The following is an 18,085-nucleotide window of genomic DNA, read 5'->3' on the forward strand; positions in this document are numbered from 1 at the left end:
CGATCTCCTTACAAGCGATCGCGCTCAATTTATCAAAACTTTTGGGCTTAAGGCCTAACATTTTTGATAAAACGCAACAAAAGCCGATCGATCGCACCATCGGAAAAAACCGTTTTAGCCCTGTTGCGTGGATGCAACAGAGCTACGGGGTTTCACGCGAACTGACAACCGCCCACTAACCGCACCCGATCGACCTCGACTGGGGTATCTCAACTCAGTCCATCACAGCATGGCGATCGCCCGATCGAACGATCGCCGTTTCGATTTCCTCAACCGTGGCGTTGGGGTTGGCTTGACGGACGAGGGCAGCGACTCCGGAAACGTGGGGGGCTGCCATAGACGTACCGCTATAGCTGCCATAACGGTGGTTCGGTAAGGTGGAATAAACATCGACACCCGGCGCCATCACGTAGTCACAGTTGAATCCGGCGCAGTTGGAAAACCATGCCATCTGGCGATCGCTGTCGTAGGCGCCTACCGCCATACCGCGATCGATCGCACCTTGGGCGGGATAGCCGGGACTCGAAGCGCCACTGTTGCCCGCTGACATGACCACGACAACCCCTTGGGCGACTGCCGATCGAATCGCGACTTCGAGATCGCTGGAATAACCGCCCCCGAGACTTAAATTGATAACGTCGGCACCGTTAGCCGCTGCGTAACGAACGCCGTCGGCTACGTCGCGATAGGTTCCACTCCCCCCCGCATTGAGAACCTGGACGGGCATAATCGTCGCGTGGGGCGCCACCCCCGTTACGCCGAAGCCGTTATCTAAGGCGGCGATGGTGCCGGAAACGTGAGTCCCGTGACCGTGCAAATCTAGAGGATCGTTGTCTTCATTGACGAAATCCCATCCCCGAACATCGTCGATAAAGCCGTTTCCGTCATCGTCAATGCCGTTATCGGCAATTTCGTCGGCGTTCGTCCAAATGTTGTCGGCTAGGTCTTCGTGATGCCAATCGACTCCGGTATCGACCACCGCCACCACCACGCCGTCGCCGCGATATCCGTGGTTCCAAGCTTCTGGCGCCTCGACGCGATCGATCCCCCACAGGTTTTTACCGGAGGCGTTGTCCTCTGACGGAGACAGTCCCAAGGCAGCGTTCGCTTTGACTTGACCGTATCCGGTTTTTATGCTATAAGAATCCGGTCGCAGGGAAATTTGATAATGGTTGCTGTACCAAGAGCGGTCTTCGACATGGCGAACCTGCACGACATAGGTTCCCGCTTCGAGATTGTCGAACTGCCATTCGAGGCCGCGATAGTCGATCTCATCGGTAAGTTCGAGGATTTCGTCCTCGTCGATGGCGCCGTTCCCGTTGCCATCCCGTCCCAGTTCCACATCCGCATAGTCGGCCAGTCCCTCGAAGGCAATACTCACCGGATGGTTTCCTGTCACGTCGAAGCGATAAGCGTCTGCGGCGTCGAAGTTGCCGATAAACTCCTCAAGCAGTACCGCACTGTCGAGACTTCCCAAATCTCGCGCCGTGGCCATCGTATCTCCGGCGGTGTCGGCGATGGCTTCAAAGCTGAAACTCAAACGATAGGGGGTGGCCGGCGTGTCTTCGGGAACCGTCACGCACAAGGTGTAACTCCCCGCCCTCAAAAATTCATCGATTTCTTGAAAATTTCTCCCTTGAAAATTTCTCCCTTGAAAATTTCTCCAAGAAAAATAGTTCCAATCATCGATGGAGAAAACACGGGTTTCCTCGCCGTCAGAAAGTTCTAGGGTCAGTTCTTGGCTGAAGTCGGACACCAAGAGCGTCAGTTCGCCGTTTTCCGTGACTTCAAAGGAATAGTAATCGTCGGGGTCGTTGAGACTGCTGACGCCGTCCGAGACCGAGATAAACTCGCCGAGTTGGGCTAAATCTCGCGCCGTCTCGGGGGTGTTTCCCGCTTCGTCTGGGGGAAGTTCGATCGCCAGTTCCGGAAATTCAACGAGTTCGGGAACGATCGCCGCCGTCGTTCGCAGGTTGAGACGGTAATCGGAAATCTGGCTCCCTCCGCCGACTTGGATGAAGTAGGTTCCTTCAGACAACAGACGATCGATCGACTTCCCACTATCGTAGTATCGAGAATTGGTGAGAATTTCTCCCTCATCGATAACGCCGTTGTGATTCTCGTCTCGGATTAACTGCAAACTCCCGCCTCCGTTGGTTGCGTCCCACAACGCCGAGAAATTGCGATCGCCTTCAACGGTGAAACGATAGATGTCGCTGGAGTCGAAACCACCCACCTGTTCGTTCAAGACTTGCCAGGATTCCCCCAAATTGCCCATACCCAAAGCGGTGGTGAGAGTATTCCCCACGCTGTCGTTCTGTTCGATGGGTTCGGCGGAAAGAACGAGGAGAGAATCGCTATCTGGGTTCGGTTTGCTGGAATCGACCCGCAGGAAATAGGTTCCCGGTTCGAGATAGCGATCGCAAGAGACCACTTTAAACCCCGATCGCGTGAGAATCGTTTCACCGTCTTCTCCCAGTAAGCAGACGGTGGTGAAATCGTCCGACCTCGAGGCGAAAATGTTGAATTGACTGTAGGTATCGACCTCAAAGCGGTAGTAGTCGCCTTCGCCATCGTTGGAATTCGACGGTTGCAGGGTGACGGTTTCCTCGAGAAGTCCTAAATCGGCGGATGTCTCCAGACTGTTTCCCGCTTCCACAGCGGAAACCCTGTCGCGGCGGGTGAGTAAGAGTTGATAGTCGCTATCCTCGCCGTCGAAGGACAACACCCGCACGGCGTAAGTTCCCGCCTCCAGGGATTCGCGAATCGATTCGACGCCGCTACTGCGATAGGAACCCGAGCGGATTTCCTCCGGTTCGATCGCTCCGTTTCCGTTGCGGTCCCGACTCAATTCGATATCCACATCTTCGTCTAAATCGTACAGCCACATTTCCACCTCACCCTCGCGATCGAGATGGAAACGATACCAATCGTCGCCGTCCGCAACCCCCACGTTATCCGCGATGGCGATCGGATCGCTCAGAACGCCGAGATCGGCGGCTTCAACTAGGGTATTCCCCGCCAGATCGCTTTCAGTGACGGGAGTGGCGAAGGAACTCAAGATATAGTCGCTGTTTCCTCCCTCCGATTCCACGGTCAGATAATAGGTTCCGGCTTCGAGAACTTGCTCCAGTGCGATCGAGTCTGCCTCATAACAGGATCTCGATCGAGACTCGTCCAACTCATCGATCGCTCCGTCGCCGTTACTATCCCAGGTTAACGAAACCCGCATCGCCGTATTAACCTCGCGAACCGCGAAATCAAAATCCGTCGTCTCATCGACCTCGAAACGATAAACATCCCGTTCGTTCCCGTGACCGATGAAGCCTTCGTACAAAATCCCATCGGGGGTTGTACCGAGGTTGCGAGCGGTTTCGGGACGGTCTCCCGGTCGATCGAACGCTGTCGCTTCCAGATGCAGAGTATAATCGCTCGGCGGTCGTTCCTCAAAGCACCAGAAGTGGTTAAAGCTGTATAGATCGTCAACCACCCGCGCGTAATAGGTTCCCGCCTCGAGGGTCATTTCAACCACTTCCTCGGCCGTTCCCCAGTTAATCGACGCCGAAATACTTTCGCTATTCTCAAAAATACCGTCTCCGTTGGCATCGCGAATCAGTTCTAAGTTAGGGTTTCCGTGAAAGGGTTGCAACCCCAAACGGACATCGGTGGTTTGGGTGAGGTCGAAACGGTAATAGTCGTATACATCGAGGTTATTGACAATACCGCTGTAATACGTCGAGGAGTTGAGGATACCGACGTTTAAAGCACTGTCGAAATCGTTTCCCGCCGGGTCTAACGGGATGTCGCTGAGGCTGAGGTCGTAATGGGTACTACCCTCGTACTGCGCCACCCGAACGAAATAGGTTCCCGCCGCTAAAGCGCAATCGAACTGTTCGTCTGAATTGTCCCAGTTATACGATCCGGCGACAACGGTTCCGTCTTCGGTGATAATTTCTACGTCTACGTCTGCGGTTAAGTTGCCAACGCGCAAGCCGATGTTACGATCGCGATCGAGCTGTATTCGGTAATAATCCTCTGCATCGGAGTTTCCGACAAATTCGCGAACTGTTCGGGGACTGTCGAGTTTACCCAAGTCGAGAGCGGTGTCGAGGCGGTTTCCAGCGATGTCGTCCCCCGCTAAATCGGTGGCGTTCAGTTGCAGGTGATAGTCCGTATCGCCTCGGTAATAGGCGACGCGCAGGTAATAAGTTCCCGCTTCGAGGCTACGCTCGATCGATTCGGCGAAGCTTCCGTATCGAAAGCTGTAGTCGATGAGTTCCCCTTCGTCGAATTCTTGGTTCTCGTTGCGATCGTGCATTAAGAAAAGATCGGCGTCGCCTTCAAGTCCGTATAAGTACAACGAAACGAGTTGTTCGGCGGTGAGTTGGAATCGATACAGGTCGTTGGGATTGGTAAAGTCGATGTCTCCGGTCACGTGGGTGAGTTCGTCGAGAACGTCGAGATCGATCGCTTGGCTGAAATCGTTGGGATCGGGTATTCCGACCCCCGATCCTTCGGTTTCGTCGTAGGTATTATAATCGCCGGTAATGGGGTCGGATTTACTATAGCCAACGTCGAACTCGCTATTCGAGTTTTCGTCGCCGAATCCTTCCTCGAATCTCCGGTCAGTTCCAGGGTCGTCGATATCGCTTTCTGGTATTTCGATGATGGGAATTTCGGGGAGTTCTGGGGTGTCGAGACCGCCGCTTTCGTGAGGTTCTAACGGGGTTTGTTTTTGGAGTCCGGCGAGATTCCCTGGATAATTGGGGTCGGGTTGTGCGATCGATCCGCTTTTGAGTTCGGGTCGATAGGTTTCTTCGGGGCTGGAGTAGTCGAGCATGAGCTTCACCCTTGTTTTGAGTGGGTTGTTTTGAGGGGGGGGGTCGCTACAGAGACACAGAGGACACGGAGTTTTGGTGTCCTTTGGGGGGGGCTGATTTTACGTCTGAGATAAAATTCTTGGGTTTTGGTTTTTGTGAATCGCTAGGATTCTTGTTTTTTTATTTTCTGAAATTGATTTTTTTTAATCAAATACTTGAAGATTAGATTCTATTTTTGACTCAGAAAACAAATGGTTTTGACGCAACAAAAACAATGAATTATTGAGTTTATTTCGGTTTTTTCTTGTTTTTATAGAGTTTCCTAAAATTCTGTTTTTGGCTAAAATCCAAGCGTTTTTGGCGAATTTATCAAAAAATGAGTCTTTTGTCTTTTGCTTGAATTTGTAAATTGGGATTTATTTTGTATTCAAAAAAGATTTTTAAATACATTTTTTAGTCAAAACAATCAGTCCAAAAAATCTCAATAATAAATCCAGAATTAACGACTAAATCTGATGTGGGCTGAAATATTTGATTTGATAGTTTTATGTTATTCGAGAGAAACGGAGACCGCCATGAATTTTCGTGAAAGTTGGTTTGTGAAGGTGCGATCGAGCATCAAAAAATCCCAGAATCTTAGAGATACTGGGAGTTCGATCGCATCACAACTTCAAACCCAAAAGTTGAATTGACCGCGAATCGGGGTTGTCGATCGCACCTGTGAAGGGGGCAAGTACCTATGATTCACAACAGTAGAACTCACTCTCTTCACAAATGGGAGTTCTACCGAGAACGCTGGAGAGGGAGCTTCACAATAAAAGTGCTACCTTGTCCTTCCACAGTCTCGACGGAAATCGTCCCGCCGTGCAAATCGACAAACCGTTTGACGATCGCCGTACCTAACCCCGTTCCTTGAATATCACCGACGTTCCCAGCGCGGTGAAAGGCTTGAAACAGTCGATCTAAGTCCGCCTTCGGAATGCCAATTCCGCGATCGACCACTTCAAACACCGCCAATCCCTTCTCTCGCGACAGGGAAAATAAAACGGGTTCCGTTTTTGGAGAATATTTCAAAGCGTTCGAGAGCAAATTCATCAAAATATGTTGCAAAAGCGTCGCGTCCATTTCCCCCTGTAAGCCGTCGCAGGAACTCGAAAACTGAATCCGAGGCGTCGGTTGAGTTTGGAACTCTTCCGTCAGGTTGCGACAAAACGCCGCCAGTTCGATCGCCACTGACTGAAACACCACTTGACTCTCCTCGGCGCGACTGAGGGCGAGAATATCTTCAAGTAACTGGTTCATTTGAGCGACAGTGGCTTGAATGCGTTCCAGGTAGCGGCTTTTCTTGGCTTCGTCAAACTTATGGCCGTAGTGCGCCAGTAGTTCTGTAGACCCTAAAATCGTCGTCAGGGGACTTCGTAAATCGTGAGCCGCCATCGACAGAAACTGAGCTTGTAAGGCGCTATTTTTCTGCTGTCGATCGAGTTCTTCAGATACCTGGCGTTCCCGTTGGTGTTTCTTGAGAGCGCATTTAATCGCCGCGTGAACTTCTCGGTCTTTAAACGGCTTGAGAATATAGCCGTAAGCCCCCGTATCTTCAGCACGTTCTAAGGTTTCGTCATCGGCGTAGGCGGTCACGTAAATCACCGGAACCTCGTAGCGATGGTGAATTTTTTGGGTGGTGGCAATGCCATCGAGGTCGCCTTTGATGACGATATCCATCAAAATGATATCGGGTTGTAATGCCTCGGTTCGATCGATGGCGGCGTCGCCGGAGGAGACGATATCCACCACGGTATACCCCAGTTTCTTTAACTTCCGCGCCAAGCCTTTGGCAATTAACAATTCGTCTTCAACAATGAGTACCTTCGTCTCGTCCATAATTTACCCCTTTCAATCGTTAATCATTAGTATTCGATAGTTTGGCGTCGGTTGGATGGAACGGAGTGGAACCCAACAGCCGATCGCTGGAATCGGTCAGCTTGTCTCTTTGAGAGTTAGTCATTAATATTAATATTTAAGAATCAATATAGAACGTTTGAACCTATTTTTAATTATAGAACAATTTGAAATAATTGGTAAAAAAATCCCCGATCGCTCAATGGATGCGTGAGATCCCCGGCATCTTCGAGATGCCGGGGATCTGGAGGCTCTGGAAGATAAGGCGATCGCTTCAATTAAACTCGCTTGCGATAATGAAGTTCAGAAAATTCCAAGGCGAAGAAAGTTCCGTTTCGGCGATCGAGTTGCAAAGCTACATCTAACTGTTGAGTCAGAGTACAAACTAACTCCATCCCTAACGAATCCACCGCGCGAATATCGAGGTTTTCCGGAACGCCGACGCCGTCGTCGCTCACCGTCAAGCGAAAACGTTCCCCCTCGATGGCGTGCAATCCCAGGGAAATCGTACCCTCTCGTCCGTCGGGAAAGGCGTGTTTGAAGGCGTTCGAGAGCAGTTCGCTGACGATTAAGCTGCAGGGTTGGGCGGTTTCGATATTGAGAGAAATCGGTTCGATATCGAGCTGAACGTGAATCGGTCGCTCTCGGACATCGTAGGAGGCGATGGTACTCTCAACTAAATTTTCCAGGTACTCGCCGAAATCGATCCGCGCCAAATCGGTCGATCGATACAATTTTTCGTGAATTAACGCCATCGACGCAATCCGCGTTTGGCTGTCTTGGAGAATTTTGACCACTTCGGGATCGTCAGTGTAATCCGATTGAAACTCTAACAAACTCGACACCACCAACAGATTGTTTTTAACTCGGTGATGAATCTCTTTAAGTAGAATTTCTTTTTCTTGAAGCGAAGCTTTTAACGAATCTTCTACCTGTTTGCGGGCGCTGACATCTCGGGAAACGGCGACGATTTCTTTAACGCGGCCGCTGTCGTCGCGCACGGTGCGACTGGTGGTTTCAAACCAAATATAACTCCCGTCGTGGCGGCGAACGCGATAGGTCACAGTCTGCACGTCGGGCAGGTTTAAGATGTTCTGGTGGCTCTGTTGGATAGCGCGGAGATCCTCGGGATGGAAGAACTCGTAAGCAGACCGGCCGATGAGGTCTTCGGGGTCGTATCCCAACAGGGTACGACAGGCGGGAGAGGCGTACAAATACACACCGTCGGGACTGTGGCGGGTGATGGCGTCGGTGGAGTTGTCCGCCATGAGTCGATAACGATTTTCGCTGGCCCGTAGGGCTTCTTCGGCCTGTTTGCGATCGGTAATATCGAGCCAGTAGCCGATAATTTCTAGGGGATGTCCGGCGTCGTCCCGTACCAGTTTCATGCGATCGTAAATCCAACGATACCGACCGTCGCGGTGGCGAAATCGATATTCGGTACTGTGTCGTCCGGTGGCGAACAGTTGTTTCATTCCGGCGTCGAAGCGACTCTCGACATCCTCGGGATGAAGCTGTTTTCGCCAGAATCCTGGGGCTTGGATGTCCTGGGGGGAATAACCGAGGAGTGCGGTGCAGTTGTGGCTGACAAAGGTGGCACGCTGGCCGTCCGCTTGCATGCTGTAGAGGATGCCGGGACTCGAGGCGAGAAGGTATTCGAGCCGTTTCTGTACGATGCGCCGTTCGAGTTCCTGTTTGCGAAATTCGGTGATGTCGTTTGGGATGCCGAGGTAATGGGTCAGCTGACCTTTATCGTCGAAAATGGGGGAGATGTTGAGTTCGTTCCAAAATAGAGAGCCGTCTTTGCGGTAGTTGCGGAGAATGACGGTGCAACTGCGACGGTGACGAATGGCTTCTCGCAGGCGATCGAGTTCCGGTTGGCGGCGATCGCCTTTCTGCAAAAAACGACAGTTCTGTCCGAGAACTTCTTCGATGCTGTACCCTGTCACTTTCTCGAAGGCGGGGTTGACGAAAATAATCGGCATATCGGGAAGTCTGGCGTCAGCCATGACGATACCGTTACTGCTTCCGGCGATGGCGCGTTCGCTCAGCCGCAGTCGTTCTTCGACCTGTTTTCGTTCGGTGATATCGGAGGCCGACCCCAGGATTTGCTTGGGTTTGCCCTCCGCTGTGCGACTGAAGACGATATCGCGAGAGACGAGCCAATGCCAGTTTCCTTGGCTGTCTTTCAGGCGGTACTCGAATTCGACGATGTCGCTGTCTTTGGCAGTATCGAAAATCGGTCGGTGTTGGATAAAGCGTTGTAAGTCTTCGGGGTGCATCAGTTGGGGAAACAGGGTGTTTCCCATGTCCCGCACTTGTTCGGGGGTGTAGTGGAGAATGCGGCTGATGCCTTGGTTGACGTAGATGTTGCGCTCTTCGAGGAGGTCGTAAATATAAAGGATGTTGGGGCTGGCTTCGGCGATGCGTTGGATGAGGTGTTGGCTTTCTTGTAGGGCAAGTTCGGCTTGTTTGCGATCGCTGATGTCGAGGGCGGTGCAGGTGACGCCGAGGAGGGTGCCGTCGCGATCGAAGAGGGGTTCGATGGTGAGGTCGTAGCATTTGAGATTCCCCTGTTCGCGAATCACCACTTCTTGACGGATGCCTTCGGCGGTGTCGATGACGCGATATTTGAGGGATTCGAGAATGTCGGCGTCTTTGGGGTCGAAGATGTCGCGATCGCACAAGCCGATGACTTCTTCGGCTTGGTAGCCCAAGGCGGGGTTGTAAATCCAGGTGTAGCGAAGGTTTCGGTCTTGGTTGAAGACGACGATGGGCGAGTTTTTCAGGGCGGTTCGGAACCGTTCTTCGGAGTGGCGCAGGGCGTCGGCGGTTTGTTGGCGTTCGATGGCGGCGGCCAGGATGTTGGCGACGCTTTGCACGAAGTTGAGATCGTCTTGGCTGAAGCGGCGAAATTGGGAGCTGTAAACGCCTAAAATCCCCAAACATTGGTGTTTTCCCTGTACGGCCAAACTCAAGCCGCAACTGCCGTCCGGGTTGCGGTGAAATTGTACGGTTCGGGAATCTTGGGAGGTTTGGCGACAATCGATCGCATGGGAGTCGCGATCGAGTGGCTCTCGATTGAGAACGATTTCGTCTCGACCGCCGTCCGATCGCAAGCCCAAGGTGAGAAAATCCGGTGGGTCGGTGTTGAGTTCTAAGATTTTGCAGTAATCGACGTTCAAGCCTTCGCTGAGGCGCAGGACGACCCAATCGACGAGGTGGGTGAGGTCGTTGTGGGCTAAAACCAGTTGTCCGAGTTCGGCAACGATCGCTTGCTGTTTCGCCCGAGTTTGCATTTCGCTTTCGATGGCTTTGCGTTCGGCGATTTCGTCGAGGAGTTGGCGGTTGGTGTCGGAGAGTTGGGCGGTGCGTTCTTCGACGAGGTTTTCGAGCCGTTGGTTGAGTTGTTGTAGGGTGGCTTCGGTCTGTTTTCGATCGCTGATGTCTTTGCACAAACAGTAATATCCGGAAAATCCGGCGCGATCGAGATCGGCTTTGACGAGTAAGACTTGTTGGTAAAACCGCGAACCGTCCCGGCGCAATCCCCGAATTTCCAGTTCGCGAGGCTCGTGGGTTGAGATTTGCCCTAAGGCTTGGCGGGCGAGGGGTCGATCGCCGGGATGGAGGGTTTGCAGCCAGGACAAGGACGCCATGTCGTCCGGGGCATAGCCGCAAATTTCGGCGTAGGGACGGTTGACCTGGAGGAAGATGCCGGCCTCGTCGAGACGGGCAATTCCCGGCATGGCGTTGGCTAAGGCCAGGTTAATTTGTTTGAGGGATTCTTCGTGATGTTTGCGATCGGTTACGTCTCGGGCGACGGCGTACAGACGGCTTTCTTCGTGGGACGAAGGACTCGCCGTCCAGGCCAGCCAGCGATAGGAACCGTCGGCGCAGCGGTAGCGGTTCTCGAAGTCGATGCAGGGAACGCCGCAGATGAGTCGCTCGAAGATTTTACGGGTACGATCGCGATCGTCGGGATGCACGAAGTCGAGAAATTGCTGAGATAACAGTTCGGCTTCGCTGTACCCCAAGGTTTCCTCGAATTGGGGATTGACTCGTTTGAAGTAGCCGTCGGTGTCGGCGATGCAGAATAAATCGAGGGAGAGTTTGAAGAATCGATCGAGATCCTGTTGGGCGCGATCGCGTTCGATGGCGGCGGCCAGGATGTTGGCGATCGCTTGCAGGAAACTCACGTCTTCGCTGTCGAAGTGGCGGGATTCGGGACTGTGAACCCCCAGAACGCCGAAATCTCCCTGGACTCCGGCGATGGGAACGGTCGCGCCGCTGACGATACCGCAGTTGTGAAGCAGGGGACTGCCGCCAAAACGGGTTTCGACGCGCAAGTCGCTGACGACGGTGGGTCGGCCGGTGTCGAGGGTATATCCGGCTTGGGACCGCAAGCCAACGCCGATGCGAGCTTTTCCCACCAGGGACGCCGGCCAGCCGACCCCCGATCGCATCAATAGTACGGCTTGGTTGGCCAACAGTTCCCAGATTTGGACGTAGGGGGTTTTGAGGATGTCGGCGACGACGCGGACGGCGCGATCGATCAGTTGGCTGAGGTCGTCGGTACAGGCGAGGGCGAACTGTCCGAAGTTGGCAATGGCTTCTTGTTGGCGGGCCCGTTGCCGCAGTTGGCGTTCGGCGAGGACGCGATCGTGCAGTTGGTTTTGGGCGTTTTGGTAAAGTTCGGAATGCTGGATGGCTACGGCCAGTTGACTGGCCAGTTTTTCGAGAAACGCGCGTTCGTCCTCGCTCCAAGGTCGCGGATTTTGGCAATGTTGGGCAGCCAATAACCCCCAGAGGATAAATTCTCGGTTCTCTGGGTTGGGACAGAAGCGCAGGGGAACGACGAGGTTGGCGCGGACGCCGATATTTTCGAGCAGTTCGACGTGACAGGGGGATAGGGAACCGTCCCGCACGTCGGCGGTGACGCCCATCCGTCCGTTTCGGTATCGATCGAGATAGTCTCTGACGAAACTGGGATCGGCGATGACACGCCCGAGAAGGCTTTGGTGTTGCAGGGCGTCAGCGATGGATTCGGCGATGACGGTTCCGGCTTGGTCCGGTTCGAGGCGGTAGACGACGACGCGATCGACCTTCAGTAGTTGTCGAATTTCTCGAACGGCGGTGTCGAGAATGTCGTCGAGGTTCAGGGAACGGTTGATGCGAAAGGCGATTTGGTTGAGGAGTCCTTCGGAGTTATAGGGGGAGTCGCCGCCCTCGCTACGCCAGAGGCGATCGCGCCTGATTCGACCGATGAGCTTGCCCTCGGCGTCGGTGACGGGAATCCAGGGAAATCCGGTCGGTTCGATGGGGGGCTGTTCGGCTGTGAAATCTGAGTGAATCGGGTCGATCGACAGGGTTTTGGTAACGGGTTGCGTTACTTCTGCAATGGAGAGTTGGGACAAGTCGCAGCCGTTGAGGGTCGCCTCTACTAGGTCGCGATCGCGCACGACACCCACCAGTCGATCGCCCTCGACCACCCACAGATGTAAGGGAAGGTCTTCGGTTTCGGTGCGATCGCGCCAAATTTGCAACGCCTCGAGCAGCGGCGTTTTTGGCGAAATCCCCCACTCGTCCCGCCAGGGTTCGACAACGGACGAACTGCGATCGAACGGCAAGTAGTCCATCGTCACGGACGTTACAGTATTGCCACCAACGGAGTCGGTCATAGTCGGTTCGAGGGCGATCGCTTAGTCCTCGTTCGGATTGACAGTCGTATTTCCTACGGGTTTTTACTGAAACTTTCCCAAGAAATTCTTAATAGTTTAATTATACTTCATTTCGTACAAAAAAGAGTTGATATCGCCAGCCTCAACCTCGAATTATTGATTGTTTTTTTATCTTATCCCAAAAACAAAAGCCAAAGGGGAGATGGCCGCGAATCATTTCATATTGTCCGCTCGCTTCTCAATCCTATTCCTTCCCCGAGCCATATTGCCACGCCTGCGACCACTGTTTCAGATAATATCGCTGTTGCGGAGACGCCGTTTGACTCCAATCATCGATGGCTTTTCCAATCGGAGACAGCGCACTGTACGCCCCCAAACTAACATAATGACGCATCCATCCCAACAACGGAAAAAAACCAATTTTCGGCAGAATTTTCGTCACCGTCAGCGGCGCCGAAACAGAAGTTCGCAACAACGCCTGAGACAAACTTCCAAACTGTACCACATCTTTTAAAAACGGCCGCAACACCTCGTCTCCAGCCTCTTGCATCGCCTCAAACACTGACGCCAACAAGCGATTAATCGACTCGGGATCTGTTACCATCTCGTCAATACCGACGCTCATGGTTTGTTGAAACATCCAGGTAACAGAAAGGTTCGGTTGATAAGGTTGCAGTAACGACAAGGCCGATCGATCGAGACAGTCGGCGTTCAAGGCTTCCCCCACCCCCTCACTCAACCGTTTTAAATGGCGCACCATCGCCCCGAATCCACCGAAACTCAACGGCGACTGACTCCCGCTGCTATCACCTACGGGAAGGATGCGATTCCACGGCGACTGTAGGGGACTGTTGCGATAGGAGGGAAAGAAACCGAACAGAGCGCGTTTGAAGTCCAAACTCTCCAGTTCGACTTGTTGGTATTCCGGTAACAGTCGTAAATACTCGTCGAAGAAAAATTTTAAACTGAATCGATCGGGGTGCGCGTCGAGATAGGTAAATAAATAAGTCGTGCGTCCGTCTTTGGCTGGGAACGCTTCCCAAAAATACTGACAGTGATGCAAAATCGGCGTGAAGGAGACGAACAAATCCCCCGTTTCGTTTTCCGAGTAGCCCTCGGCGCAAGTTCCCACCACCAAACAAACGGCGTCCGGTTTCTGGCGTCCCCGCACTTGTTGGGAAATGGGGGAAAAATGACCCATCGCATCCACCAGCAGACGGGTGGTGAGGCTGTTTTCGCCTTCTGCTTCTGACGGGAGGTTTGGGTGAGTGAGGTTGACGCGCACGCCGTCGGGATGCACGATCGATCCGTCGAAATTCGTCTGTTCGAGGAGGGTTCCCCCCGCTTTTAAAAACTGCTGTTTGAGGGTTTCGAGGAGATAGACGGGATCGACGCCGATGTTGAGGACATCGCGAACCCAGATATCGGAACCGCCGCGAAAGCTGACGCGGCCGGGGTTGTATTCGGTGGCGATCGATCGTTCTAATTCCTCCTCCGTCAGCAATCCCATTTCAACGAAGGTTCGCAGTTCCTCCCGAGAAATGTTCCACTCCTGTTGGCGCCCTTTGAGAATTCCCCGTTCTACCACGGCGACGCGCCAATTTTGTCGGGCCAACGCCGCACCGAGGAGAATTCCCAAGGTTCCGCCGCTGATAACTACATCCCAATCGGTTTCGCCGAGGGGTTGGGAGTTCTGACGCACGACGCAGGGGACGGGTTGGGTGTTTTCTCGCAGACTCGTCCAGATGCGATCGGCGTTTTGTAAACCTTTCCAGGGATTACCGGGAATTTGGCTGAGGAGTTGTTGCGTTTGGGGTTGCATTGCAGACATCGCCAGAGAATTGGAGTCGCGCTGAAGGTCGGTAATTCTACCATAGCGATATCGACGACTTTGCGGGGCGATGGGGGTCGATCGCACTGGGGAAAACCCAGAAAAAATCGGCTGAGGGGGTTTCCACTCAGCCGATTTCGACAAACGAAAGTACAGCCGTCCATCGGAACGACGCGATCGCGCCGAAAGCGGTTTGGCAACGTTATCTGGGAACGTTTGCGCGAAACGTTGGGGTTGCACCGCTGGGCTGCGATCGCCGCTAGGATTTACGGCCTTTTATTCGTGCTGCCACTTCGCACTCGCTTAAGTACACCGATCGATCGAAGGTTCGGGTCGAGGCATCTTTCGCGAAATCCTTCTATCGACTTCATCGGTGCGAAAGCGGCATTAAGGGGGAGAGTCCGGGTCGTCTTGCCTCTTTCTAATTCTAATTATAGTCTCAAAAAAAGGTGTTTTTTTAAAAGAAAATTAAAATTTTATCGATGGGGAAATACGGAATTTTTAAAGTTAGAGAAAATCCATAGATTTTTTGCGTATTTTTTCGTAAAGACTCCCATCGGCTACCCGGACGCTTTTTCGTGGACTCCCGGCAGAGCTTGCGTAAAATTACATATAAAAGTTTAAGCCGAGGGTCAAACCCCCCAGAGATCGTCTGGCTGAGGCAGATCGATGGCAGTCCATAGCCCGTAAACTCCGCTAAAGTACACTAAGGAGTTAAGATCGCATTTTTTTAAACATCGAATATGACTGCAACTGCGGCGCAAACCGACTACGATGTTATCGTCATCGGTTCCGGAATAGGCGGTCTCGTTACCGCGACCCAACTGGCCAGCAAAGGCGCAACCGTTCTCGTTCTCGAACGCTACCTCATTCCCGGCGGCAGTGCAGGGTATTTCGAGCGTTCCGGCTATCGCTTCGACGTCGGGGCGTCCATGATTTTTGGCTTTGGCGACAAAGGCACCACCAACCTGCTGACGCGGGCCCTCGAGGCCGTCAACGTTAGCCTGGAAACGATTCCCGACCCGGTTCAAATTCACTACCACCTTCCCAAAGACCTAGAAGTGAAAGTCCATCGGGACTACGACGCCTTTATCGAGGAACTCAGCCAAAAATTCCCCCAGGAACGGACGGGAATTCGCAAGTTTTACGATGAATGCTGGAAGGTCTTTAACTGCCTCAACGCGATGGAATTGCTGTCGTTGGAAGAACCCCGCTATCTCACGCGGGTTTTCTTTCAACATCCGATGGCCTGCTTGGGATTGGTGAAATACCTGCCGCAAAACGTCGGCGATATCGCCCGACGTTACATTAAAGATCCCGAACTGCTCAAATTTATCGATATTGAATGTTACTGTTGGTCGGTGGTTCCCGCCGACATGACCCCCGCCATCAACGCTGGAATGGTGTTTAGCGATCGCCACTACGGTGGTATCAATTACCCGAAAGGGGGCGTCGGGAAAATTGCTGAGAAACTCGTCGAAGGTTTGGAAAAAGCGGGAAGTCGCATCCGCTATGGCGCTAGAGTTACGGAAATTCTCAAAGAAGGGAATCGCGCCGTCGGCGTCAAACTGGCATCGGGAGAAGAATTCCATGCTAAGCGCGTCGTCTCCAACGCCACCCGTTGGGATACCTTCGAGAAACTGTTGCCGAAATCGGAAATGCCGCTCTCGGAAGAGAAGTGGCAACAACGTTACCGTCAGTCTCCCAGTTTCCTGAGTTTGCACATGGGAGTCGAAGCGAGTGTCTTACCCCCCACAACGGACTGTCACCATATCGTCGTTGAAGACTGGGCGAAAATGGAAGATGCTGAAGGAACGATTTTCGTCTCGATTCCCACGTTACTCGACCCGGATTTGGCGCCGGAAGGCTATCATATTCTTCATGCCTTTACTCCCGATTGGATCGATCGCTGGCAAAACCTGTCCCCCACGGAGTACGAACGGCAAAAAGAAGCGGCCGCATGGCAGTTGGTCGATCGTCTCGAACGAATTTTCCCCGGTTTAGATGCGGGATTGGACTATTTAGAAGTGGGAACGCCGCGCACTCACCGCCGCTTTTTAGGTCGCGACAACGGCACTTACGGCCCGATTCCCCAACGCAAACTCTTAGGACTGCTGGGAATGCCCTTTAACCGAACTTCGGTTCCGGGTTTGTACTGCGTTGGCGACAGCACCTTCCCCGGTCAGGGATTGAACGCTGTCGCCTTTTCCGGCTTCGCCTGCGCTCACCGTATCGCGGTGGATTTGGGGATGATGGGATGATGGGATAATGGGGTGATGAGATGATGGGGTGATGCGAAATTATCTCCCCCTCTCCCCCTCTCCCATACACTGTTCACCTCGCTGCGTCTCGGTAATTCTCTAAATCCTGAATTCGCTGCTGGGTGAGGCGTTCGAGGCAGTTGAGGCGAATGGAGGTTTGGATGCTGCCGCCGTCGTAGCGGAAGGCTTCCCAGTGGCAGTTACGATCGCGGAATTCTAGCCACGCTAGTTGTGCGTCAACGAGTTTTTCGCGGTTGGCGTCGTTGAGATTGGCTATTAGTTCGTCATAGGTGCGGTTGAGGCGTGCGTCGGCGTTGTGGTAGTCTCGCGCTGCACATTCGTTGATTTCGAGGGTGGTTTGGGGACTGCTGCAATCGATCGATGGCGTTTGTGCGGTCGTCCTCGGGGTGTTGCGATCGATCGTCGAGGCTTGGGCGCTCGATCGCTCCGATTTTTGACTGGACATATCGGTTTTTTGGCATCCTGCGGCCAGTAGTGCGACTCCGATGGCAAGGGGGGCGAAACGTTTGAGGTTTTGCATGAAGCTCGATCGAGGTGAGGACTGACCAAATCGTACACCCATCGAGCCAGGAATTCCGGATTGGCGACAGTGGTGAGATGGCGGTTTTCCTGTTTTAGCAAGTGTTAAAAGGGGATCGATCGAAGTGCTAAATTATTTCCTGAATTAATGGTTTTAACAATTTAAAAAATATTTTTAAATTTTTGTTGCATATTTAAATAGCTTTGCCTCAGTTTTTTTTAATGCGATATATTATATAAGAACGCGCCATACACCAGCCAGACAGTCGTGAAACATCCAAAAATTAACTTTCCAACTGTCCAGCGCATTGCTGAGTTCAAATCACAACCATGAAACTTATTTCAATAGTGGTGGCCGCCTCGATCGTAACCTCCAGCGTTGCCGTCGCACCCTGGGTTAAAGCCGCCTCAACCTTTCCGTCTCCGGAAACTTCCAATCTCCTCGTACAGCGGACTTGCGCCGTCGTGAACGACCCCGATCCGCCGCTCAACGTCCGCAGCGGCCCGAGTACCAATTTCAGAATACTCGGACAACTCAATAACGGAACTCAAGTCGTTATCGTTGAAGAACAAGAGGGGTGGTATCGCGTGATTTTCAACTCCGAGGGCGGCACCGGCTGGGTGGCTGGAAATCGCGTTATCGTCACCTCCTGTAATTAATTCCCGAACAATACTCGAAACCTATCGAATTCAAACAAACTATCGGGGTTGCTGTACCGACTTTTATCCGTTTAGTGCGAATTGAGAGGTCAGTTAAATGTCTGTAAAACCCTCAAAACTTCTGTCGATCGCCAGCCCTTTTCTCTTCTCTCTTAGTATTGGCAGTTTGGCTTCGGCAACCCCCTCGGGGCAGTACGTCACCCGTGCGGTTCCCCAAGACCCGCCGGGACTCTATATCGTCGATTTTACGGTATATCAAGAAAGTCCCGAACCGCCCCACGTCGCCCGAAGTTGGGAGCGAACTTATCGCATCTATTGTCCCAACGAAACCGTTCGCAACATTACGGGAATAGATCGGGAGCTTGAAAGCCCCGTGATTTTAATCCGGGGATGAAA

At 52.7% G+C, this 18,085-nt stretch carries 8 protein-coding genes; 3 read left to right on the forward strand and 5 right to left on the reverse strand.

Going from position 1 to position 18,085, the window contains the following annotated elements; translation table 11 throughout:
* Positions 1-214: 214 nt before the first annotated feature.
* The 4 genes from ACP5D4_RS10140 to ACP5D4_RS10155 form a co-directional block, all read right to left on the reverse strand.
* A complete protein-coding gene (locus ACP5D4_RS10140) occupies positions 215-4,840 on the reverse strand; it encodes a S8 family serine peptidase (RefSeq protein WP_428011508.1) in 4,626 nt (1,541 codons plus the stop codon).
* Between the two features lie 763 nt (positions 4,841-5,603).
* Positions 5,604-6,701, reverse strand: a complete 1,098-nt coding sequence (locus ACP5D4_RS10145; protein WP_428011509.1) for a hybrid sensor histidine kinase/response regulator — start codon at positions 6,699-6,701, stop codon at positions 5,604-5,606.
* A gap of 296 nt (positions 6,702-6,997) precedes the next feature.
* Positions 6,998-12,397, reverse strand: coding sequence for a PAS domain S-box protein (locus tag ACP5D4_RS10150; RefSeq protein WP_428011510.1), 5,400 nt, complete (start codon positions 12,395-12,397; stop codon positions 6,998-7,000).
* A 244-nt stretch (positions 12,398-12,641) separates the two neighbouring features.
* A complete protein-coding gene (locus tag ACP5D4_RS10155) occupies positions 12,642-14,219 on the reverse strand; it encodes an FAD-dependent oxidoreductase (RefSeq protein WP_428011515.1) in 1,578 nt (525 codons plus the stop codon).
* A 752-nt stretch (positions 14,220-14,971) separates the two neighbouring features.
* Between ACP5D4_RS10155 and crtH the strand changes: the two genes are divergently transcribed.
* Complete coding sequence (gene crtH, locus ACP5D4_RS10160; protein ID WP_428011511.1) at positions 14,972-16,489, forward strand: carotenoid isomerase; 1,518 nt, start codon at positions 14,972-14,974, stop codon at positions 16,487-16,489.
* Between the two features lie 73 nt (positions 16,490-16,562).
* Here the strand turns inward: crtH and ACP5D4_RS10165 are convergent, their stop codons facing one another.
* The gene (locus ACP5D4_RS10165; protein ID WP_428011512.1) at positions 16,563-17,072 is read right to left on the reverse strand and encodes a lysozyme inhibitor LprI family protein; all 510 of its coding nucleotides are present in this window, start codon (positions 17,070-17,072) and stop codon (positions 16,563-16,565) included.
* Between the two features lie 287 nt (positions 17,073-17,359).
* On the opposite strand from ACP5D4_RS10165, the gene ACP5D4_RS10170 reads away from it, so the two are divergent.
* Both ACP5D4_RS10170 and ACP5D4_RS10175 read left to right on the forward strand, forming a co-directional pair.
* Positions 17,360-17,689, forward strand: coding sequence for an SH3 domain-containing protein (locus tag ACP5D4_RS10170; RefSeq protein ID WP_428011513.1), 330 nt, complete (start codon positions 17,360-17,362; stop codon positions 17,687-17,689).
* 97 nt (positions 17,690-17,786) lie between these two features.
* Positions 17,787-18,083: a hypothetical protein gene (locus ACP5D4_RS10175; protein WP_428011514.1), complete on the forward strand. Its 297-nt coding sequence runs from the start codon at positions 17,787-17,789 to the stop codon at positions 18,081-18,083.
* Positions 18,084-18,085: the final 2 nt, after the last annotated feature.

The sequence above is a fragment of the Baaleninema sp. genome (assembly GCF_049974805.1).
Taxonomy (GTDB): domain Bacteria; phylum Cyanobacteriota; class Cyanobacteriia; order Cyanobacteriales; family Geitlerinemataceae; genus Baaleninema.